The organism is Cypionkella aquatica, from assembly GCF_030161095.1.
Classification (GTDB): Bacteria; Pseudomonadota; Alphaproteobacteria; order Rhodobacterales; family Rhodobacteraceae; genus Cypionkella; species Cypionkella aquatica.
Genome location: NZ_BSPP01000010.1, coordinates 459,511 through 479,407, shown reverse-complemented (window position 1 = coordinate 479,407; position 19,897 = coordinate 459,511). Strand labels below are relative to the sequence as shown.

Below are 19,897 nucleotides of genomic sequence, written 5' to 3'. Positions count from 1 at the left end.
ACCGCGCCGGGACAGGGACAGGTGCGTGAAATCACGCACCCTACCTATTTCATCGCCATGCTTGCCGCTGATTCCGGAAGTTCCTCGGCAAAGCAGCGCTGGTAGAATTCGGCGACGGTCTGACGCTCCAACTCGTCGCATTTGTTCAGGAAGGACAGGCGGAAGGCGTAGCCGACGTTGCGGAAAATCTCGGCGTTTTCGGCCCAATTCAGCACGGTGCGGGGCGACATCACGGTGGACAGATCGCCGTTCATGAAGGCGGTGCGGGTCAGATCGGCGACGGTGACCATCTGGCTGATTTTCTTGCGGCCCTCGGCGGTGTTGTAATGCGGGCGCTTGGCCAGAACGATGGCGGCTTCGGCGTCGTGGCTGAGGTAGTTCAGCGTGGCAACCAACGACCAACGGTCCATCTGGGCTTGGTTGATCTGCTGGGTGCCGTGGTAGAGGCCGGTGGTGTCGCCCAAGCCCACGGTGTTGGCGGTGGCGAACAGGCGGAACGACGGGTGCGGGGTGATGATTTCGTTTTGGTCGAGCAGGGTCAGTTTGCCGTCATGCTCCAGCACGCGCTGGATCACGAACATCACATCGGCGCGGCCTGCGTCGTATTCATCGAACACGATGGCGACGGGGTTGCGCAGTGCCCAAGGCAGGATGCCTTCGTGGAATTCGGTGACTTGCTTGCCGTCGCGCAGCTTGATCGCGTCTTTGCCGATCAGGTCGATCCGGCTGATGTGTGAATCGAGGTTCACGCGAACGGTGGGCCAGTTCAGCCGCGCGCCGACTTGTTCGATATGCGTCGATTTGCCCGTGCCGTGATAGCCTTGGATCATCACGCGGCGGTTGTAGGCATAGCCTGCAAGGATCGCCAAGGTGGTGTCGGGGTCGAATTTATAGGTCGGATCAATCGCGGGAACCCGGTCTGTGCCGTCGACAAACCCCTTCACCTTCATATCGGTGTCGATGCCGAAGACCTCGCGGACCGAGATTTCTTCGGTGGGTTTCATAATCTGATCTGCCATTGCCCGTCGCCCATATCAAAACTGGCGGGCTTTAGGCCCGCGATCCTGATCGTTTGTGGAACATTACGCGCAGGGCTGCAAGAGGCCGGGATCACGCAGTTTCTCATCTGCGCGAGAAGTTGAAACTTCTGGACGTGCGGGCGCGTTGTTAGGATACAATCACCCCACCTGACAGGAGAAATGCCATGCGCCGTCGCAGTTTTCTAGCCTCTGTCGCTGTGCTTGCTTTTGGCACGCCGCTGCGGGCCGAAACCTTTGAAGTCACGCTGAGCGAGGCCGAATGGAAGGCCAAGCTGAGTGATGCAGCCTTTCGGGTGCTGCGCGAAGAGGACACCGAGCGTGCAGGGTCCAGCCCGCTGAACGACGAGCATCGCCGCGGCACGTTCCTGTGCGCGGGCTGCGATCTGCCGGTTTTTGCCTCTGAGACCAAGTTTGATTCTGGCACCGGCTGGCCGTCGTTTTACCAGCCGATTGCGGGTGCTGTTGGCACGAAAGAGGATAACAGCCTGTTTTCCACGCGCACCGAAGTCCATTGCCGCCGGTGCGGAGGCCATCTTGGCCATGTGTTCAATGACGGACCACAGCCGACCGGATTGCGCTATTGTATGAACGGGGTGGCGATGAAATTTGTGGCGGCCTGAGCGGGGCGGGTTAGGGCGGGCAAGGCTTGCGTGTTCGCGGTGGGGCCAAGCGCGCGGTTGTCTGCGCGGTTTGCGGGGCCGGTCTTGGCCGATCTTGCGTCAGCCTTGACCGGGCGGCGGCTGGATGATTCCGACCCGCCGGATTGGGCGGGCGCTTTAAGCGACCATCATAATTTGGCGATGGCAGCCATGCCGCAGACGTGGGCTGAGGCGGCGGAAGACATCAGCGCGCAGCGGACTTTGAGCGCTGCCATTCTGCCATGCCAAAGCTGCGTTATTCTTTGAAGTAACGGCTGTCTTTGATCTGATCCCAAGCCCAGACCACCTCTTGCAGACGGTCTTCATCCGAGCGGTCGCCGCCGTTCATATCTGGATGAAGGTCTTTCACCAAGCCTTTGTATTGCTTGCGAATCTCTGTCTTGGTCCAAGTGTCGCGGGCATCCAGAATCTCGACCGCCTTACGCTCGGTTGCGGGCAGTTTGCGGGTGGCGTTTGAGGTGGGCTTGCCGGGGTTGCGAGTGGCGTTGTCGCCCAGCAAAGACATCGGATCATCGACGCCCAAGCGGTGCCAGGCGTTGCCATCGTCTTTCTTGCTGAAGGGTTTGGTTTCCCGCTCCCACAGACGATCTTTTTCCAGAAGCTTCTGAAATTCTTCATCGGTGGCGTTGCCGAAGAAATTCCACTTCAAGTTGTATTCGCGGATATGGTCCCGGCAGAACCAGAAGAATTCGTCCAGATGATCCGGGGATTTCGGCGCGCGATAGGCACCTTTGTCTTTGCAGCCGGGGAAATCACAGGCCTTGTTCGAGGTTTCAAACGCCCCAGACATGCCGCGGCGCGTGGTTTTGCGCTTGGCTTTGTCTGACGAGACGCGGATATCAAACTCAAAGGGGGGGCGTGTGGTCATGGCAGGGCCTTTCCGAACTGAAGGCGAGACTTTATAGATTTGAGCGGCAGATTGAAGGGGTAAAGGCGAAAAATGAGCATTGAGAATGAGTTGATTGCGCGTCTGACGATCACTTTTTCGCCGACACGGCTGGAGGTGGTGAATGAAAGCCACAAACACGCAGGTCATAGCGGCGATGATGGCTCGGGGGCGAGCCATTTTGCCGTGCTGATCCGCGCCGATGCTTTGGCGGCGATGGGACGGGTGGCGCGGCACCGCGCGGTGCATAAGGCATTAGGCGATCTGAACACGCGGGTGCATGCGATCGCTTTGGATATTGGCTGAACCGCACAGGCGGGGCACGATTTCCGAGGGGAAATCGGCCTGCTGTCAGCCGCGTGCTTTCAGTTGCAACCGCCGCGCGTGCAGCACAGGTTCGGTATAGCCAGAGGGTTGCGCGCGCCCTTGCATGACCAGATCGCAGGCGGCTTGATAGGCGATGCCGTCAAAGCCGGGGGCCATGGGGCGATAGGCCGGATCGGCGGCGTTTTGGCGATCCACCACGGCGGCCATTTTCTGCATGGCGGCCTCGACCTGCGCTTGCGAGACGATGCCGTGATGCAGCCAGTTGGCGATGTGCTGCGCAGAAATCCGGCAGGTTGCGCGATCTTCCATCAGGCCCACGTCATTGATATCAGGCACTTTTGAGCAGCCAACCCCCTGATCAATCCAGCGCACCACATAGCCAAGGATGCCTTGGGCGTTATTTTCCACCTCGTGCAGCATCTGCGCTTCGGTCCATTTCTGATAGGTCGCAAGCGGAATTTCCAGCACGGTTTCAACATAGCCGCGCCGCCCGCCTGCCTTGAGTTTGGCCTGCACCGCGGCGACATCGACCTTGTGATAATGCAGCACATGCAGGGTTGCCGCGGTCGGCGAGGGCACCCAAGCGCAACTGGCGCCGGCCTTCGGGTGTTCGATTTTCTGCTCCAGCATTGCCGCCATCAGGTCTGGGGCCGCCCACATGCCCTTGCCGATCTGGGCGCGGCCCTGCAGGCCACATTCGAGGCCAATGTCGACATTCTGATTCTCGTAAGCGCCAATCCAGGATTTGCGCTTGATGAAATCCTTGCGGCTGAACGGGCCTGCTTCCATCGAGGTGTGAATTTCATCGCCGGTGCGGTCAAGAAAGCCGGTGTTGATGAAGGCCAACCGGTGTTGGGCGGCGCGGATGCAGGCTTTCAGATTGACGCTGGTGCGGCGTTCTTCATCCATCACACCGATTTTCAGCGTGTTGGCGGGCAGGCCGAGAATGGTTTCAATCTTGCCAAAGCAGTGATCGGTAAAGCCGACTTCTTCGGGCCCGTGCATCTTGGGTTTGACGATATAGACTGATCCGGTTTGCGAATTGCGCAGGCCTTCGGTCTTTTTCAGATCATGCATGGCGATCAGGCTGGTGATCAGCCCGTCCATCAGCCCTTCAAAGATTTCCGAGCCATCGGGCAGCAGGATCGCCGGATTGGTCATAAGATGGCCGACATTGCGGATCCACAACAGCGCGCGGCCCTTGACGGTCAGCGTGCTGCCATCGGGGGCGGTGAAGGCGCGGTCGGGGTTCAAGGCGCGGGTGATTTGACGCCCGCCCTTGCTGAGATCGGCGGTCAGATTGCCCTGCATCAGGCCCAGCCAGTTGGCATAGGCAAGGGTCTTGTCCGCGCCATCGACGCAGGCCACAGAATCCTCGCAATCCATGATGGCTGACAGCGCCGATTCCAGCACGACATCGGCCAGTTGCGCCTGATCGCGGCTGCCAATCGGGTGGGCGCGGTCGAACACCAGCTCAACATGCAAGCCGTTGTTGACCAGCAGCACCGAATCCGGTGCCTTTGGATTGCCCTTGTAACCTGCGAATTTGGCCGGGTTCACCAGCGGCAAATCATCAACCAGCAGTGCGCCATTGGCGACATAATAGCGCCGCACATCGGCATGAGACGTGCCTTGGATCGGAAATGCCTCGTCCAGAAACACCCGCGCGCGGGCGACGACGCGGGCCCCGCGACCACGCTCATAGCCGCCCGAGGGGGCGGGGCTGCCCATCGCATCGGTGCCGTAAAGCGCATCATACAGACTGCCCCAGCGGGCGTTGGCGGCGTTCAGCGCGTAGCGGGCATTGGTGATCGGCACCACAAGTTGCGGGCCTGCGATGCGGGCGATTTCGGCATCAACATTGGTGGTGTCGATCTGGAAATCCGGACCTTCGGGCAGCAAGTAGCCGATTTCTTTCAGGAAATCCTGATATGCGACCGGATCATGCGCGGCGTCGCGGTGGCTAATGTGCCATTGGTCGATCTGGGTTTGCAGGGCGTCGCGCTTGGCGAGCAGGGCGCGGTTCTGCGCGCCTTCGGTCTGCGCCAGATCCGCCATGCCCGCCCAAAACCGATCGGCGTCAACGCCAGTGCCGGGCAGGGCTTGGCTTTCAAGAAAATCCGCGAGAATCTGATCCACTTGCAAACCGTGCCGGGTGACGCGCGTAACCATGGAAGCCTCGCTGATTTGGATTTCTCAAGCCGATAGCAGAAATGCAACCGCTGGGGAAGTTTTGCGGCGCTGGATTTTCTCGGAAAACGCGAAAACACTTTTCGGGCAAGTTTGTGAATGTAAACTTAGTGATCTGGCTAAGTTTTGGCTTGCGCAAAATTTGCGTCGTGATAGTTAGCGATATGGCTAAACATGACCCCGACCTTTCGTTGATCTTTCAGGCTTTGTCCGACCCGACGCGCCGGGGCTTTCTGGCGCGTCTGGGGCAGGGCGCGGTGCCGGTGTCAGAGCTTGCGCGCCCGACAGGCTTGGCGCTGCCGACAGTGATGCGGCATCTGGGTGTGCTGGAGGCCGCTGCCCTGATCAGCACCGAGAAAACCGGCCGCACGCGGATGTGCCGCGCGCGGCCTGAAACTTTGGCCGCCACCGCTGATTGGTTGGCCGAGCAGCGCGCGATTTGGGAGGCGCGCACTGACCGTTTGGAAGCTTATGTCGCAAAACTGATGAAGGAGGTCTGAACATGACCGTTGATTTGAACCCTGAAACCGATCTGGTGCTGGTGCGCGAGATCAACGCTCCGCGTGAAATCTTGTACACCTGCTGGACCACGCCCGAGCATCTGGTGCATTGGTTCGTGCCAAAGCCGCATAAAGTCACCGCCTGCGAGCTGGATGTGCGCCCGGGTGGCAAGTGCAACACCACGTTTGAGGTGGACGGCACCGAGATGGCGAACAACGGGGTGTATCTTGAGGTGATCCCGAATGAAAAACTTGTGTTCACAGATACTTATACCGAGGGTTGGAAGCCCAATCCCGAACCCTTCATGACTGCGATCCTGACCTTTGAAGATATTGGCAACGGCCGCACACGCTATACTGCGGTGGCGCGGCATCGCAGCAAAGAGACGGCGGAAAGCCATAAGCAGATGGGGTTTTATGACGGTTGGGGCACGGTTGTGACGCAACTGGAGGAATACGCGCAGGGTCTGAAATGAGCGCCGATCGCCAGATCGTTCTGACCCGGCTGATCGCGGCACCTGCGGCGAAGGTCTGGCAGTGCTGGACCGACCCCGATGTTCTGCCGCGTTGGTTTGGGCCGGAGGGCTATTCCTGCACCACCAAAGACATTGATCTGCGCCAAGGTGGGCAGTGGATTTTTGACATGATCGGGCCGGATGGCACGGTCTGGGCCAACCGGCACCGCTATACCCTGTATGATCCGCCAAAACGGATTGAGTTTTTGATGGATGATGGCGACGATGCGGATGTGCCGATGCAGGTTGTGGTGGTGCTGGAGCCCGAGGCGGGCGGCACGCGGATCACCCAGACCATGACCTTTCCGACCGCGGAAATGCGGCAAGGTGCACTGGCTTACGGTGCGGACAAACTGGGCCAGACTACAATGGCGAAACTGGACGCGGCAGCGCAGGCTTTGTAGTTTATGATCGGCCAAGGTCAGGGCTGCGCGTGATCTGCCGCCGCCTTGATCTTGCCCGCCGCCTTGACCTTGGTTTTGCGGCAGCGATCAGAGCAGTACTTCACCTCGTCCCACACCTTTTCCCAAGCTTTGCGCCAGACCATCGGCCGACCGCAGCTTGCACAGATTTTGACAGGAAGATCTGCCTTGCGGCGCATTTTTGTCATCTGAACGTCATGGCAGGTCAAGGCTCAGTTGGCCATGCTTGGGTTGCGACCGCTTTGGCGCATGTGCCGAAGCACGCTCGATCATCTCGACGCGCTCGGGCCGTGCCGGGCGTGGGGTGGGCTTGCGACTGATCCTGCAAACCGCCTCGCGGGCCTCACGCTGGGCTGTTGTGATATCGACAATCGGTTCGGGGTAGCGGCGGCCAAGCACGCTGCCTGCGCCAGACCACCGCCACGGCGCTTGCAGGTAAGCATCTGGTACATTTGACAATTCGGGAAGCCAGCGCCGGGTGAACGCGCCTGTCGGGTCTTGATCAAGCCCCTGTTTCACCGGGTTGTAGATGCGCGGGGTGTTGAGGCCGGTGGTGCCAGACTGTAGTTGCACCTGCGGCCAATGGATGCCGGGTTCATAATCGGTCAAGCGGCGGGCCAGCAGCGCGCCCGTCACCCGCCAATCCAGCCACAAATGATAGGACGCGCAGGCGATCACAGCGGCGCGGGCGCGGAAATTCAGCCAGCCCGTGGCAGCCAGATACCGCAGACAGGCGTCGATGAAGGGCAGCCCAGTCTCGCCCTGTGCCCAAGCCGAAAGCCGGGCTGCATCACTGTTGCGGCGCAGCAACTCGGCTGCGGGATGCAGGCAGCGGGTCTCGTAACTTGGCGTATCCTCAAGGCTTTGCAGCGCTGCGTCGCGAGCGGTCAGGCGGGTCTGAAAGCTGGCAATCGCCCCCGGCCAAAGCCCACCCGGATGCTCGGCCGCGCGGCTTTGTGTGGCCTGTGTCACCTCGCGCAGCGACAGGCTGCCGTTGGCCAGATGGGGGGAAAGCCGGGAACAGGCACGCTCGGCCGTCAGGGGCGAGGCATTGGCCAACCGATATGGCGCACCGCGTTGGGTTAGAAAAGACTGCAGCAGCGCGACGCCTTGGGCGCGGCCCCCGTGCTGGCGATGCGCGCATTTATCCTCGGACAAGCGCAAGGCGCGGGCGGTGGGGATCAGCCCCGGCGCAAGCCCCGGCAGGGCGTTCAAAGCGGGCGGATCAAGTTGAGGTGCGGCATTGAAAGGATCGGGCGGGTTGCGGCGCGATGGCCCGCGCACCACGTTCGACTGCGGCACCTCGTCCCACATGATCCCGCTGGCATTGGCCCAAGCGGCAATGCGGCGGTCGCGGGCATAGCTGAAGGCATTGCCGGTTTCCTGATGGCTGACGATGCGGGTGATGTTGTGCTGCTGACACAGGCGCTGCAGCACCGCTTGCGCCTCGCCCACCCGCACCAGCAACGGCGCCCCGATGCCCGCCAATTGGGTGCGCAAATCCTCAAGACATTCAGCGGTGAAGGCCCATTGCCGCGCAGAGGTATCGGGCAGCGCCCAATAGTCAGGCTCTACAATATACAGCGGCAGCACTGCGCCGAGGCCTGCCGCGAGGGTCAGCGCCGGATGGTCATGGGCGCGCAGATCGCGTTTGAACCAAATGAGAACATTCATGGAACATAGGCATAACAGCGGATTTGGCGCTGTAAAGAGAGGATGCGGTTTTGGCGGCGGAATACAGTATAATATACTGAAATATATCAGTTTATTATGAGCCGCTTTGCCTATCCTTGCCAGATTTTACTGCAATCGGCGGGAATCACTGCTTGGGGCTTGCACAGGTGGAGCGATTGGGAAACCTTGGGCTGAAAGGAGACCATTATGACCGCAGATGATCCGCGCACCGTTCGTTTGGCCGATTACCAGCCTTACAGCCATCTGCTGGACAGGGTGGAATTGACGTTCCACTTGCATCCCACTGCGACGCGGGTGCAGGCGCGCTTGCATCTGGCCCCCAATCCGGCGGCGCGGGCCGGGCAGGATCTGCGCTTGGATGGCGAGGATCTGCGGCTGATCTCTTGCGCTATTGATGGGCAAGCGGTGGCGGCGGCGGTGGATGCAACGGGGCTGACGCTTGCTGCGGCTCACCTGCCACAGGCTGCGTTTGTGCTGGAAACCGAGGTGGAGATCGCACCCGAGGGCAATTTCGCGCTGGAAGGGCTTTACATGTCGAACGGCATGTATTGCACGCAATGCGAAGCGCAGGGCTTTCGCAAGATCACCTATTACCCCGACCGCCCCGATGTGATGGCGCGGTTCCGGGTGCGGATTGAAAGCGATCTTCCGGTGCTTTTGTCAAACGGCAATCCTGTCGGGCAGGGCGCTGGCTGGGCGGAGTGGGATGATCCTTGGCCGAAGCCCAGCTATTTGTTCGCGTTGGTGGCGGGCGATCTGCGCGCCCATCCGGGGCAATTCACCACGATGGAGGGGCGTGATGTTGGCCTGAACATCTGGGTGCGACCGGGCGATGAGGGGCGGTGTGCTTGGGGGATGACGGCGCTGAAAGCCTCGATGGCATGGGATGAACGGGTGTATGGGCGCGCCTATGACTTGGACATTTTCAACATTGTGGCCGTCGATGACTTCAATATGGGCGCTATGGAGAACAAGGGGTTGAACATTTTCAACTCCAAAGCCGTTTTGGCCAGTTCTGACACGGCGACGGATGATGACTTTGCCCGCGTCGAGGCGATCATTGCGCATGAGTATTTTCACAATTGGACCGGCAACCGGATCACCTGCCGCGATTGGTTTCAGTTGTGCCTGAAGGAAGGGCTGACGGTGTTCCGCGATCAGCAATTCTCGGGCGATCTGCGCAGCCATGCGGTGAAGCGGATTGAAGACGTGCTGATGCTACGGGCGCGGCAGTTCCGCGAGGATGGGGGCCCCTTGGCGCATGCGGTGCGGCCTGACAGCTTTGTCGAGATCAACAATTTCTACACCGCCACTGTCTATGAAAAAGGGGCGGAGGTGATCGGGATGCTAAAGCGGCTGGTCGGCGATGCCGATTATGCTCGCGCGCTGGATTTGTATTTTGACCGCCACGATGGGCAGGCGGCGACGATTGAGGATTGGCTTAGGGTGTTTGAAGACACCACGGGCCGCGATCTGAGCCAGTTCAAGCGCTGGTATACCGAAGCTGGGACACCTGTGGTCTCGGTGACAGAGGATTGGGCGGATGGGGTTTACACGCTGACCTTGGCACAGACGAACCCCGCCACGCCGGGGCAGGCGGTGAAGGGGGCCAAGGTGATCCCGGTGGCGGTCGGCTTGCTGAACCCGAATGGTGACGAGGTGGTGCCGACCACGGTGCTAGAATTGACAGAGGCCAAGCAAAGCTTTGAGTTCAAGGGTTTGGCTTCCCGACCTGTGGCGTCGATTTTGCGGGGATTCTCGGCCCCTGTGATTTTGGAGCGCACTGTGCCTGCGTCAGAGCGGGCGTTTCTGTTGGCGCATGATACCGATAGTTTCAATCGGTGGGAGGCGGGGCGGGCGCTGGCCAAGGACGTGCTGGCGCGGATGATCGTTGACGGGGCGGCACCAAGCGCCGATCTGCTGGATGGGTTGGCCCGTGTGGCGTTTGACGATGCGCTGGAGCCTGCATTCCGGGCACTGGCATTGCGGCTGCCGGGTGAGGATGACATGGCGGCCACCCTGTATGCGGCGGGGCATGTGCCTGATCCGGCTGCAATTTATCGCGCACGCCGGGCGTTGCATCTGGCTTTGGCGCACCATCTGGCCGCGGGCTTGCCGGGGTTGGAATTGGCGTGCCGGGTGCCGGGGTCATTCTCGCCGGATGCCAAGGCGGCGGGTTTGCGCGCGCTCCGGCTGGTGGCTTTGGGCTTTTTGGCGCGGCTGGATGGCGGCGCGCAGGCGCGGGCGGCTTACCGGGCTGCGGATAACATGACCGAAAGTTTTGGCAGTCTGGCGATCCTGTTGGACATTGGCGAAGGCCGCGCTGAACTGGCTGATTTTGCAGCGAAATGGCAAGGCGATCGGCTGGTTTTGGACAAATGGTTCGCGGTGCAGGTCGGCACGGCGACCCCCGAGCGGGTGGCGGATGTGGTGCGCGATCTGACCCAGCGCGCCGATTTCGACTGGAAGAACCCCAATCGCTTCCGAGCGGTGATCGGGGCGCTTTCGGGCAATCACGCCGGTTTCCACCACGCGAGCGGTGAAAGCTATGCTTTGCTGGCTGATTGGCTGATCAAACTGGATGCCAAGAACCCGCAAACCGCGTCGCGGATGTCAACGGCGTTTGAAAGCTGGCCGCGCTATGACGTCGACCGTCAGGCGATGATGCGGGGCGCGCTGCAGCGGATCATGGCCACGCCGGGACTTAGCCGCGATCTTTCTGAGATGGTCGGACGGATGCTCGCTTGACCGGCACCGCGCAATAGGCCTGCTTGGCCGTCCATGCCGCAATGTCGGCGCGGACGCGGGATTTGCTCATCGGGCCCCAGTCGCGGGCGACGCCGCGATTGCCTTTGCCAGACACCATGCCATCGCGGCCAACTTGGCGGGCGATGATCTTGACCGCACATTCAAGGTTGGCGGCACCGCTTTTCAGCTCGGCCCCGGTGTTGGCCTCGCAGGCATAAGCGCGGGCGGTCTGGGTGGAAATCTGCATCAGGCCGAAATAGCGCCCGGCCCCAGCGGCACGGGCATTATAGCCGCTTTCGTATTTTGCCACCGCCGACATGACGCCCACCCAAAACGCGCGGCGGTCGTCCATCGAGGCGGTCTCATACCCAGGGCACCATGTTGCGATGTCGTCGGGAACTTGTTCGGCCAGTTTGCTGTCGTATTTCTCAACCGAGACAAGCGCCGCATTGGTCCACTTGGCCGCATCGGGGACGTGATCCCAGCGCATTTTCGGCAAAGCCTCGGCATGGAGCGCCGGGGTGAAGCCAAGAAACAGCAGGGTGAAAGCCGCGCCGAAGAGGGAAGTGATCCGCATTGGTCCATCGCAAGTAGCGCCGCACCAGCATGGCGACCCGCCGCGTATCAGGGCAAAATCGGCCTCCGGCAAGTTTGACGGGTGCGCTTTGGCCAATATCGGCAGGTTTCCGCCCGCGTCACCCTTGCAGCAATCGCCCCGCCTGCCTAAACAGGGGGCGAAAACCACGGAGATTATCATGCTCGATCTGACCTATGAAGCGCCGAAACCGAAGGTAATCGCCGGGGTCAAGCATGATTGGGAGCTGGTGATCGGCATGGAAATCCATGCGCAGGTGTCGTCGAATTCCAAGCTGTTCTCGGGCGCGTCGACGCAGGTGGGGGCCGAGCCGAACTCGAACGTGGCGTTTGTGGATGCCGCGATGCCGGGGATGCTGCCGGTGATCAACGAATATTGCGTAGAGCAAGCGGTGCGCTCGGGGCTAGGGTTGAAGGCGCAGATCAATTTGCGTTCGGCCTTTGACCGCAAGAATTATTTCTACCCGGATTTGCCGCAGGGCTATCAGATTTCGCAACTTTATCACCCCATTGTGGGCGAGGGCGAGGTGCTGGTGGAACTGGCGCCGGGCGTGGCACGTCTGGTGCGGGTCGAGCGGATTCATCTGGAACAAGACGCGGGCAAGTCGATCCACGACATGGACCCGACGATGTCATTTGTCGATTTTAACCGCACCGGTGTGGCGCTGATGGAGATTGTCAGCCGCCCCGATATTCGCGGGCCGGAAGAGGCTGCGGCCTATGTCGTCAAGCTGCGCCAGATCCTGCGTTACTTGGGCACTTGCGATGGCAACATGCAGAACGGCAATCTGCGCGCCGATGTGAACGTCTCGGTCTGCCGGGTGGGGCAGTATGAAAAATACCAAGCCACGCAAGACTTTAGCCATCTGGGCACAAGGTGCGAGATCAAGAACATGAACTCGATGAAGTTCATTCAGTTGGCGATTGATGTCGAGGCGCGGCGGCAGATTGCCATTCTGGAAGATGGCGGTTCTGTCACGCAAGAAACCCGGTTGTATGACCCGGACAAGAACGAAACCCGCAGCATGCGCAGCAAGGAAGAAGCGCATGATTACCGCTATTTCCCGTGCCCGGATCTGCTGCCGCTGGAGATCGAGCAGGCTTGGGTCGATGACATTGCGGCCTCGATGCCGGAACTGCCCGATGCCAAAAAGGCGCGGTTCATGGGCGATTTCGGCCTGACCGATTACGATGCGAATGTGCTGACGGCTGATCTGGAATCTGCGGGCTTTTTTGAGGCTGTGGCGCAGGGGCGCGACGGCAAGCAGGCGGCGAACTGGGTGATCAACGAGCTGTTCGGGCGGCTGAACAAAGAAAGCCGCGCGATCACCGAAAGCCCGGTTTCGGCGGGCCAGTTGGGGGGCGTGCTGGATCTGATCGCCAAAGGCACGATCACCGGCAAGATGGCCAAGGATCTGTTCGAGATCATCTGGACCGAGGGCGGCGATCCGGCTGAGGTGGCGGCGGCGCGCGGCATGCAGCAGGTCACCGATACCGGTGCGATTGAGGCGGCTTTGGACGCGCTGATTGCGGCCAACCCCGATCAGGTCGAAAAGGCCCGCGTCAACGCCAAGCTCGCGGGCTGGTTCACCGGCCAAGTGCTGAAATCGACCGGCGGCAAGGCCAATCCTGCGGTGGTGGGTGCGATGGTGGCGCAAAAATTGGGGCTTTAAGGGCCATTTTACACCCCGCCGCCCCGGACTTGATCCGGGGCCTCTGCTCAGACCACGAGGCCCCGGATCAAGTCCGGGGCGGCTTGGCCAGGAGTGTTTCAGATAGGTTTCAAAAAAGAACGGCGCCCGAATCGGGCGCCGTTTTCGTTGCAGTGCGAGCCCCTAGTCAGCGGCCAGCACGTCATCGCTGAAGGCGGGCGGCAGTTGGTCTGCGCCATGCGGCACCAGATCGCGCGGTTTGCCAGCCAGTGCTTCGTTCAGGGCAGCGACGTCCAATTCGCCTTCCCAGCGCGCAACCACCAAGGTTGCCACAGCATTGCCGATAAAGTTGGTCAGGGCGCGCACTTCGGACATGAAGCGATCTACGCCCAGGATCAGCGCCATGCCCGCCACCGGAATGGTTGGCACCACCGACAAAGTGGCCGCAAGGGTGATAAAGCCCGCACCCGTGATGCCCGCCGCGCCTTTCGACGACAGCATCGCGACGGCCAGCAGCAAAATCTCTTGGCCCAAGGTCAGGTCGGTGTTGGTGGCTTGTGCGATGAACAAAGCCGCCATCGTCATGTAGATATTGGTGCCATCAAGGTTAAAGCTGTATCCCGTCGGCACCACCAGCCCCACCACCGAGCGCGAGGCTCCGGCGCGTTCCATCTTCTGGATCAGCGAGGGCAGGGCGGCTTCGGAGGACGAGGTGCCAAGCACCAGCAGCAGCTCTTCTTTCAGATAGCGGATCAGCGCGAAAATCGAGAAGCCGTTGTATTTGGCCACGGCCCCCAGCACGATCACCACGAACAGAAACGCGGTCAGATAAAAGCAGAACACCAGAAACGCGAGGTTGATCACCGAAGCGATGCCGTATTTGCCGATGGTGAAGGCCATAGCCCCAAACGCGCCGATCGGGGCGGCTTTCATCAGGATCGCGACCAGTTTGAAGATCGGAAAGGTCAGGGTTTGCAGGAAGGTGTAGACCGGTTTGCCGTGATCCCCGCTCAGTGCCAAGGCCAAGCCGAACAGCACCGAAAAGAACAGCACTTGCAGGATGTTGCCATCGGCGAAGGCGCTGACGACGGTATCGGGGATAATCGCCATCAGAAAGCCGACGATGGTCGAGTCGTGCGCCTGATCCGTGTATTTCGCGACAGCGGCAGGGTCGAGCGAGGCCGGGTCGATGTTCATGCCCGAGCCGGGTTGCAGCAGATTGCCAACCACAAGCCCGATCACCAGCGCCAAGGTTGAAAAGGTCAGGAAATACAGCATCGCCTTGCCCGCAACGCGGCCAACCTTTTTCATATCGGACATCCCCGCGATGCCAGTCGCAACGGTGAGGAAAATCACGGGTGCGATGATCATTTTCACCAGTTTGACGAAGGCATCGCCCAAGGGTTTCAGGCTTTCGCCAACGCTTGGGTAGAAGTGGCCCAGTAGGATGCCACAAGAGATGGCGACCAAGACTTGGACGTAAAGTTGGGCGTAAAGCGGCTTTGGTCCGCCGCTGACTGCGGTGTCGATCTGCATGTGGTTCCCTCCCTGAGAATCGCCGCGCTTTTGGCGGGATGGTTTTGTGATGCCGCAAACCAAGCCCACGCAATAGTTGTGGAAACCCGCATCCCCGGGAGTAGGACTAGAGTTGGTGGACGGGTTGGGGGCCATCGCTAAAGCTAGCGGTGTGGCGAAGCTACGCCTGTCGATTTTGAATCAGGCTTTGTTGACTTGGCCTTAGCGCGCGATCTTCGTAATATGCGCGCCAGATCTTCAGGAGCGACCCGATGCAGCGTTACGAATTCAAGGTGATTCCGGCCCCGCGCAAGGGCGAGAAATCGCGCGGTCTCAAGACTGTCGAAGATCGCTTTGCGCTGGCGCTGACATCGGTGATGAATGAACTGGGACGCGATGGCTGGGATTACGTCCGCGCCGATACGCTGCCAGTGGATGAGCGCGCGGGTTTCACCGGCGGCACCAAGACCACGTTTCAGAACATGCTGGTGTTTCGTCGGGTGATTGAGGCTGAGGCAAACATCGCCGCGCAACCGCTTGCGGTCGCCCAAGCCCCGGCTTTGCCGCGCTTGGGCCCGGCCGAAGTGCCTACCGGGACCGCGCCGGCTTTGGGCTCGGCTTTGGCAGCGGCGCCGACGGTGCCTGTGGTCGCCACTCCGGGACTGGCCGCTGAATAGTTAAAGCGCGGCCTTCAGGGCGTGTGGCAAGGCAGTCTCGAAAGCTGCGAGGCTCGGCTCGTCGCCAAGGCTGACACGGATGCAGCGATCCAGCGGCGCGACGCCGGGCATGCGCACAAAGATGCCTTGGGCGGTCAGGTGCTGCAGAACCCGGCGGGCGTAGTCGCCGTCACGGGTGCAATCCATCGTGATGAAATTTGTGGCTGACGGCAGCGGGATCAGCCCGTTTGTTTTGGCGATGCCTGCAAGGCGGTTGCGGGCGGTTGCGACTTTCCCGCGGACCTCGGCGAGGTAAGCTTGATCTGCAAGCGCCGCCAGCGCCCCTGCCTGCGCGATGCGCCCGACCCCGAAATGGTTGCGCACCTTGTCAAAGGCGGTGGCAAGCGGGGCGGAGGTGATCGCATAGCCGACCCGCAGACCCGCAAGGCCGTGGGCTTTGGAAAAGGTACGGAAACGGATCAGGTTCGGGGTGTCGGCGGGGATTTCTGGGGCGGTGCCATCGGGGGCGAGGTCGATATAAGCCTCGTCCAGCACCAGCAGCGTTTCTGGCGGCAGTTGGGCCACAAGGTCTTGGATCGCTTGGCCGGGATGATGGCTGCCCATCGGGTTGTCGGGGTTGGCAAGATACAGCAGCCGCGCCCCGGTTTGCCGGGCCAGATCCAGCAGTGCCTGCGGGTCTTCGTGATCGCCCTTGTAGGGCGCGCGGTGCAGGGTGCCGCCGTAGCCTGCGACGTGAAAGTTGAAGGTCGGGTAGGCGCCGAGTGAGGTCACGACCGGGGTTCCGGGTTGGACCATCAGGCGGGCGAGATAGCCCAGAAGCCCGTCGATGCCTTCGCCGACCACGATGTTTTCGGGCTGACAGCCGTGATGCTGGGCGAGGGCGGTTTTCAGATCATGCAACTCGGGGTCGCCATACATCCATGCCTGCCCCGCGGCGCTTTGCATGGCCTGAATGGCGGCGGGAGAGGGGCCGAAAATCGACTCGTTGGCCCCGAGGCGGGCGATGAAGTGGTGGCCTTGGCGGCGCTCTTGGGTTTCCGGTCCGGTGAAAGGGACGGTGGAGGGCAGGGAGGCTGCAAGCGGGGTAAGGATGGGGGCTTTCATGGCTTGGATTTGGGCGGATTTTCGGCGTGCTGGCAAGGGGGATTTGGCTGTGCTGCGGGGTGGTCCCAACTCGGGACCAAAAAATGTTATGTATGATCAATGAGATAGGGTGGCGATCTTAACGAATTTTTAATGATTTGGGGCTGATGGGCGGAACCCCACCCCGGCCTCGGGTGGGGATGTGGAAAGGGGGGCTGTCTGCCCCCCTTCGCCCGTGCCGGGCTGCCCCCCGAGAATATTTAGGCCAATGTGATATGGCAAAGGCGGGCGCTTGGAGTTCTGGGTTTAGCCAATCTCGGCCAGACGTTTCAGCGCCGCTTGCAGTTTGGTGGCCTCATCTTCGCGCAAAGCGAGGTTGGCTTTGGCCTCTTCCACCACGTCTTCGGGGGCAGAGGCTGCGAAGTTGGGGTTGTTGAGCCGCCCTTTCAGCCCACCGATTTCTTTCGCCAGCTTGTCCATGGTCTTGGTCAGACGGGCTTTTTCTTCGGCAATGTCGATCAGGCCCGCCAGCGGGATGGCGAAGGCTGCCCCATCCAGTGCGACGATGATCGAGCCTTTGGGGGCCGCGCCTTCGGAGAAGCCGTCAATGCGGGCCATGCGTTTGATCAGCGTCTCATTCCGCTCCCACGCGGTGCGGGCGGCGGGGGACAGTTCGGTCGCCACCAGATCGCATTTCAGGCCGACGGGGACGTGGACCTGCGCGCGGGCCGAGCGGATGTCTTCGATCAGGGTGGTGACGAAGCTCATTTCAGACGCGGCATCGGCGTTGATCAGATCGCTGCCATAGGTCGGCCAATCGGTATGGACCAGCAGCTTGGCGCGGGTGCCGGTGGTGCCCCAAAGGTCTTCGGTGATGAAAGGCATCATCGGGTGCAGCAGGATCATCGACTGATCCAGCACCCATGCCATCACGGCGCGGGTCTCAGCAGCGTCGGGGCCGTCAAACAAAGGTTTGGCGAATTCGACATACCAGTCGCAGACCTTGCCCCAGACGAATTTGTAAAGCGCGTCGGCGGCGTTATCAAAACGGTAGTCTTTCAGGGCGGCGTTGACTTCCGACAGCGCTTTGGCGGTTTCCCCGATGATCCAGGCGTTCGCGGTGGCGGTGGCTTTCGGGGCCTGCGCTTGGGTCGCGTGACCCTCCCACACGCCGTTCATTTCCGCAAAGCGGCAGGCGTTCCACAGTTTGGTGCCGAAGTTGCGGTAGCCTGCGATGCGGGCGGTGTCGAGTTTCAACACGCCACCAAGGCTGGCCATTGCGGCATTGGAAAAGCGCAGGGCATCGGCGCCGAATTCGTCGATGATCTCCAATGGGTCGATGACGTTGCCGAGGGATTTCGACATCTTCTTGCCCTTGGCGTCGCGGACAAGGCCATGCAGGTAGACGGTTTTGAACGGCACTTCATCGACCACCGCCAGCTGCATCATCATCATGCGGGCGACCCAGAAGAAGATGATATCGGCCCCGGTGATCAGGGTCGAGGTGGGGAAATACTTTTGCAGTTCAGGGGTTTGCTCGGGCCAGCCGAGGGTGCCGATCGGCCAGAGGCCGGAGGAGAACCATGTGTCGAGGACGTCGGGGTCGCGGTAGATTGCTATAGACCCAGAGTGGTTTGCCACTCCTCCGAAGTTATGCTTCTCGGCGGACTCTTTGCTTTCGGCGACAAAAAGATTTGGCCAGAACTCTGCATTCTTTTCTTTATAGTAAGATTGAAACTGAGCGATAGCCTCTTCATGCGTCGACGCGCAAACTGCCTTCGAGAACTTTTCGAAGTCGTATGTGCAAAAATCGAATTTCTCATCGTAGTTTACATCCGGCCCATACCAAACCGGAATTTGATGGCCCCACCACAACTGGCGCGAGATGCACCACGGCTCGATATTCTCCAGCCAGTGGAAATAGGTTTTCTCGCCAGATTCCGGGATGATCTTGGTCGCACCGGAGCGCACCGCATCCAGCGCAGGGCCGACGATTTTGTCTGTTGCGACGAACCATTGGTCGGTCAGCATCGGCTCGATCACGACCTTGGAGCGGTCGCCGAAGGGCTGCATGATCTTTTTCGCCTCGACAAACGGCTCTCGCGTCAGGTGTTCCGATCCGGTTTCGGGGTCGATTTCGGAATGCAGGGTCGACACGCACAGGCCAAGCGCGTTGATGTCGGCGATCACCGCTTTGCGGGCGTCAAAGCGATCAAGGCCGCGGTATTTTTCGGGCACAAGGTTGAGGGCGTCGACTTCGTTCTCATCCGTGGGCGAGCCTGCGGCGATCTCGCGGGCGCGTTTCACGGCATCGGCATAGGGGGCACCATCGGCGCGCATCGCGCCCCGGGTGTCCATCAGGCGATACATCGGCAGGTTGTTGCGCTTGGCGACCTGATAGTCGTTGAAATCATGCGCGCCGGTGATCTTCACCGCACCCGAGCCAAAAGTCGGGTCGGGGTATTCGTCGGCGATGATCGGGATCAGACGGTCACAGAGCGGCAGATGCACCATCTTGCCGATGATCGACTGGTAGCGCGCGTCCGAGGGATGCACGGCCACGGCCCCATCGCCCAGCATGGTTTCAGGCCGGGTGGTGGCGATAGAGATGTAGTTGCGCGTCTCGCGCAGGGTCACGTTGCCTTCGGCATCTTTCTCAATATATTCATAGGTTTGCTTGTCGGCCAGAATATATTTGAAATGCCACATATGGCCTGCGACCTCGATATTCTCGACTTCGAGGTCGGAAATCGCGGTTTCAAAATGCGGGTCCCAGTTGACCAGACGCTTGCCGCGATAGATCAGGCCTTTGTTGTACATATCCACGAACACCTTGATCACGGCGTCGTGGAAATTGCCGTCCTCACCCGCAGGGGCACCGGGGGCGCCGGACATGGTGAAGGCCTCACGGTCCCAATCACAGGACGCACCAAGCCGCTGCAACTGGCCAATGATGGTGCCGCGCGATTTGACCTTTTGCTGCCAGACGCGGGCGAGGAACTTCTCGCGCCCCATGGTGCGGCGGTTGGGTTCCTGATGCTGCGCCATATCGCGCTCGGTCACCATTTGCGTCGCAATCCCGGCATGATCGGTGCCAACCTGCCAAAGGGTGTCGTGGCCCTGCATGCGGTGCCAGCGGATCAGGATATCCTGCAAAGTGTTGTTGAACGCATGGCCCATGTGCAGAGAGCCCGTCACATTCGGCGGCGGGATCATGATGGAAAACGCCTCAGGATTCTCGCCATTTGGACCGGGCTTGGCATTGGCCCCGGCGGCCCCAACCTTCTGCTCAAGCCAAAGCTTGGAAATCCGGGCCTCGGCTTCGGTCGGGGTGAAGGTCTTTTCCATCGGCATATCAGGCATCCTTACAGCGTTGGCCTGTCCTACCCAAACT

At 60.7% G+C, this 19,897-nt stretch carries 17 protein-coding genes; 8 read left to right on the top strand and 9 right to left on the bottom strand.

Going from position 1 to position 19,897, the window contains the following annotated elements; translation table 11 throughout:
* Positions 1–44: 44 nt before the first annotated feature.
* Complete coding sequence (cobS, locus tag QQJ98_RS15260; protein ID WP_284326203.1) at positions 45–1,019, bottom strand: cobaltochelatase subunit CobS; 975 nt, start codon at positions 1,017–1,019, stop codon at positions 45–47.
* Positions 1,020–1,204: 185 nt separating this feature from the next.
* On the opposite strand from cobS, the gene msrB reads away from it, so the two are divergent.
* The gene (gene msrB / locus QQJ98_RS15255) at positions 1,205–1,660 is read left to right on the top strand and encodes a peptide-methionine (R)-S-oxide reductase MsrB (RefSeq protein ID WP_284326202.1); all 456 of its coding nucleotides are present in this window, start codon (positions 1,205–1,207) and stop codon (positions 1,658–1,660) included.
* Between the two features lie 274 nt (positions 1,661–1,934).
* Here the strand turns inward: msrB and QQJ98_RS15250 are convergent, their stop codons facing one another.
* Complete coding sequence (locus tag QQJ98_RS15250) at positions 1,935–2,567, bottom strand: DnaJ domain-containing protein (RefSeq protein WP_284326201.1); 633 nt, start codon at positions 2,565–2,567, stop codon at positions 1,935–1,937.
* 72 nt (positions 2,568–2,639) lie between these two features.
* On the opposite strand from QQJ98_RS15250, the gene QQJ98_RS15245 reads away from it, so the two are divergent.
* A complete protein-coding gene (locus QQJ98_RS15245; RefSeq protein ID WP_284326200.1) occupies positions 2,640–2,891 on the top strand; it encodes a BolA family protein in 252 nt (83 codons plus the stop codon).
* Positions 2,892–2,936: 45 nt separating this feature from the next.
* On the opposite strand, the gene QQJ98_RS15240 is transcribed toward QQJ98_RS15245, so the two are convergent.
* Positions 2,937–5,084: a malate synthase G gene (locus QQJ98_RS15240; RefSeq protein WP_284326199.1), complete on the bottom strand. Its 2,148-nt coding sequence runs from the start codon at positions 5,082–5,084 to the stop codon at positions 2,937–2,939.
* A gap of 182 nt (positions 5,085–5,266) precedes the next feature.
* On the opposite strand from QQJ98_RS15240, the gene QQJ98_RS15235 reads away from it, so the two are divergent.
* The 3 genes from QQJ98_RS15235 to QQJ98_RS15225 are packed head-to-tail and all read left to right on the top strand — an operon-like array spanning position 5,267 to position 6,521.
* The gene (locus QQJ98_RS15235; protein WP_284326198.1) at positions 5,267–5,602 is read left to right on the top strand and encodes an ArsR/SmtB family transcription factor; all 336 of its coding nucleotides are present in this window, start codon (positions 5,267–5,269) and stop codon (positions 5,600–5,602) included.
* A gap of 2 nt (positions 5,603–5,604) precedes the next feature.
* Positions 5,605–6,078 carry an SRPBCC family protein gene (locus tag QQJ98_RS15230; RefSeq protein WP_284326197.1) on the top strand — a complete coding sequence of 158 codons (474 nt, stop codon included), beginning with the start codon at positions 5,605–5,607 and terminating at the stop codon, positions 6,076–6,078.
* The gene (locus tag QQJ98_RS15225; RefSeq protein ID WP_284326196.1) at positions 6,075–6,521 is read left to right on the top strand and encodes an SRPBCC domain-containing protein; all 447 of its coding nucleotides are present in this window, start codon (positions 6,075–6,077) and stop codon (positions 6,519–6,521) included. Before QQJ98_RS15230 ends, QQJ98_RS15225 begins: the two co-directional genes overlap by 4 nt.
* A gap of 17 nt (positions 6,522–6,538) precedes the next feature.
* Here QQJ98_RS15225 and QQJ98_RS15220 read toward each other — a convergent pair whose 3' ends face one another.
* Complete coding sequence (locus tag QQJ98_RS15220) at positions 6,539–6,727, bottom strand: DUF2256 domain-containing protein (RefSeq protein ID WP_284326195.1); 189 nt, start codon at positions 6,725–6,727, stop codon at positions 6,539–6,541.
* 7 nt (positions 6,728–6,734) lie between these two features.
* Complete coding sequence (locus QQJ98_RS15215; RefSeq protein ID WP_284326194.1) at positions 6,735–8,213, bottom strand: FAD-binding domain-containing protein; 1,479 nt, start codon at positions 8,211–8,213, stop codon at positions 6,735–6,737.
* Between the two features lie 207 nt (positions 8,214–8,420).
* Between QQJ98_RS15215 and pepN the strand changes: the two genes are divergently transcribed.
* The gene (gene pepN, locus QQJ98_RS15210) at positions 8,421–10,982 is read left to right on the top strand and encodes an aminopeptidase N (protein WP_284326193.1); all 2,562 of its coding nucleotides are present in this window, start codon (positions 8,421–8,423) and stop codon (positions 10,980–10,982) included.
* Here the strand turns inward: pepN and QQJ98_RS15205 are convergent.
* On the bottom strand, positions 10,939–11,559 hold the full coding sequence (locus tag QQJ98_RS15205; RefSeq protein WP_284326192.1) for a transglycosylase SLT domain-containing protein: 621 nt from the start codon (positions 11,557–11,559) through the stop codon (positions 10,939–10,941). The genes pepN and QQJ98_RS15205 overlap by 44 nt on opposite strands.
* Before the next feature lie 178 nt (positions 11,560–11,737).
* Here QQJ98_RS15205 and gatB point away from each other — a divergent pair, with 178 nt between their 5' ends.
* Positions 11,738–13,249 (top strand): Asp-tRNA(Asn)/Glu-tRNA(Gln) amidotransferase subunit GatB, encoded by a 1,512-nt coding sequence (gene gatB, locus QQJ98_RS15200; RefSeq protein WP_284326191.1) that lies wholly within the window; start codon positions 11,738–11,740, stop codon positions 13,247–13,249.
* Between the two features lie 162 nt (positions 13,250–13,411).
* Here gatB and QQJ98_RS15195 read toward each other — a convergent pair whose 3' ends face one another.
* Positions 13,412–14,764, bottom strand: a complete 1,353-nt coding sequence (locus QQJ98_RS15195) for a dicarboxylate/amino acid:cation symporter (protein ID WP_284326190.1) — start codon at positions 14,762–14,764, stop codon at positions 13,412–13,414.
* A gap of 251 nt (positions 14,765–15,015) precedes the next feature.
* On the opposite strand from QQJ98_RS15195, the gene QQJ98_RS15190 reads away from it, so the two are divergent.
* Complete coding sequence (locus QQJ98_RS15190) at positions 15,016–15,420, top strand: DUF4177 domain-containing protein (protein WP_284326189.1); 405 nt, start codon at positions 15,016–15,018, stop codon at positions 15,418–15,420.
* On the opposite strand, the gene QQJ98_RS15185 is transcribed toward QQJ98_RS15190, so the two are convergent.
* A complete protein-coding gene (locus QQJ98_RS15185; protein WP_284326188.1) occupies positions 15,421–16,524 on the bottom strand; it encodes a pyridoxal phosphate-dependent aminotransferase in 1,104 nt (367 codons plus the stop codon).
* 285 nt (positions 16,525–16,809) lie between these two features.
* Positions 16,810–19,857: a valine--tRNA ligase gene (locus QQJ98_RS15180; protein ID WP_284326187.1), complete on the bottom strand. Its 3,048-nt coding sequence runs from the start codon at positions 19,855–19,857 to the stop codon at positions 16,810–16,812.
* Between the last annotated feature and the right edge of the window lie 40 nt (positions 19,858–19,897).

Excerpts from the sequence above, each read along its gene's own strand:
- cobS (WP_284326203.1), bottom strand. The coding sequence starts at position 1,019 with ATGGCAGATCAGATTATGAAACCCACCGAAGAAATCTCGGTCCGCGAG.
- msrB (WP_284326202.1), top strand. The coding sequence starts at position 1,205 with ATGCGCCGTCGCAGTTTTCTAGCCTCTGTCGCTGTGCTTGCTTTTGGC.
- QQJ98_RS15250 (WP_284326201.1), bottom strand. The coding sequence starts at position 2,567 with ATGACCACACGCCCCCCCTTTGAGTTTGATATCCGCGTCTCGTCAGAC.
- QQJ98_RS15245 (WP_284326200.1), top strand. The coding sequence starts at position 2,640 with ATGAGCATTGAGAATGAGTTGATTGCGCGTCTGACGATCACTTTTTCG.
- QQJ98_RS15240 (WP_284326199.1), bottom strand. The coding sequence starts at position 5,084 with ATGGTTACGCGCGTCACCCGGCACGGTTTGCAAGTGGATCAGATTCTC.
- QQJ98_RS15235 (WP_284326198.1), top strand. The coding sequence starts at position 5,267 with ATGGCTAAACATGACCCCGACCTTTCGTTGATCTTTCAGGCTTTGTCC.
- QQJ98_RS15230 (WP_284326197.1), top strand. The coding sequence starts at position 5,605 with ATGACCGTTGATTTGAACCCTGAAACCGATCTGGTGCTGGTGCGCGAG.
- QQJ98_RS15225 (WP_284326196.1), top strand. The coding sequence starts at position 6,075 with ATGAGCGCCGATCGCCAGATCGTTCTGACCCGGCTGATCGCGGCACCT.
- QQJ98_RS15220 (WP_284326195.1), bottom strand. The coding sequence starts at position 6,727 with ATGACAAAAATGCGCCGCAAGGCAGATCTTCCTGTCAAAATCTGTGCA.
- QQJ98_RS15215 (WP_284326194.1), bottom strand. The coding sequence starts at position 8,213 with ATGAATGTTCTCATTTGGTTCAAACGCGATCTGCGCGCCCATGACCAT.
- pepN (WP_284326193.1), top strand. The coding sequence starts at position 8,421 with ATGACCGCAGATGATCCGCGCACCGTTCGTTTGGCCGATTACCAGCCT.
- QQJ98_RS15205 (WP_284326192.1), bottom strand. The coding sequence starts at position 11,559 with ATGCGGATCACTTCCCTCTTCGGCGCGGCTTTCACCCTGCTGTTTCTT.
- gatB (WP_284326191.1), top strand. The coding sequence starts at position 11,738 with ATGCTCGATCTGACCTATGAAGCGCCGAAACCGAAGGTAATCGCCGGG.
- QQJ98_RS15195 (WP_284326190.1), bottom strand. The coding sequence starts at position 14,764 with ATGCAGATCGACACCGCAGTCAGCGGCGGACCAAAGCCGCTTTACGCC.
- QQJ98_RS15190 (WP_284326189.1), top strand. The coding sequence starts at position 15,016 with ATGCAGCGTTACGAATTCAAGGTGATTCCGGCCCCGCGCAAGGGCGAG.
- QQJ98_RS15185 (WP_284326188.1), bottom strand. The coding sequence starts at position 16,524 with ATGAAAGCCCCCATCCTTACCCCGCTTGCAGCCTCCCTGCCCTCCACC.
- QQJ98_RS15180 (WP_284326187.1), bottom strand. The coding sequence starts at position 19,857 with ATGCCGATGGAAAAGACCTTCACCCCGACCGAAGCCGAGGCCCGGATT.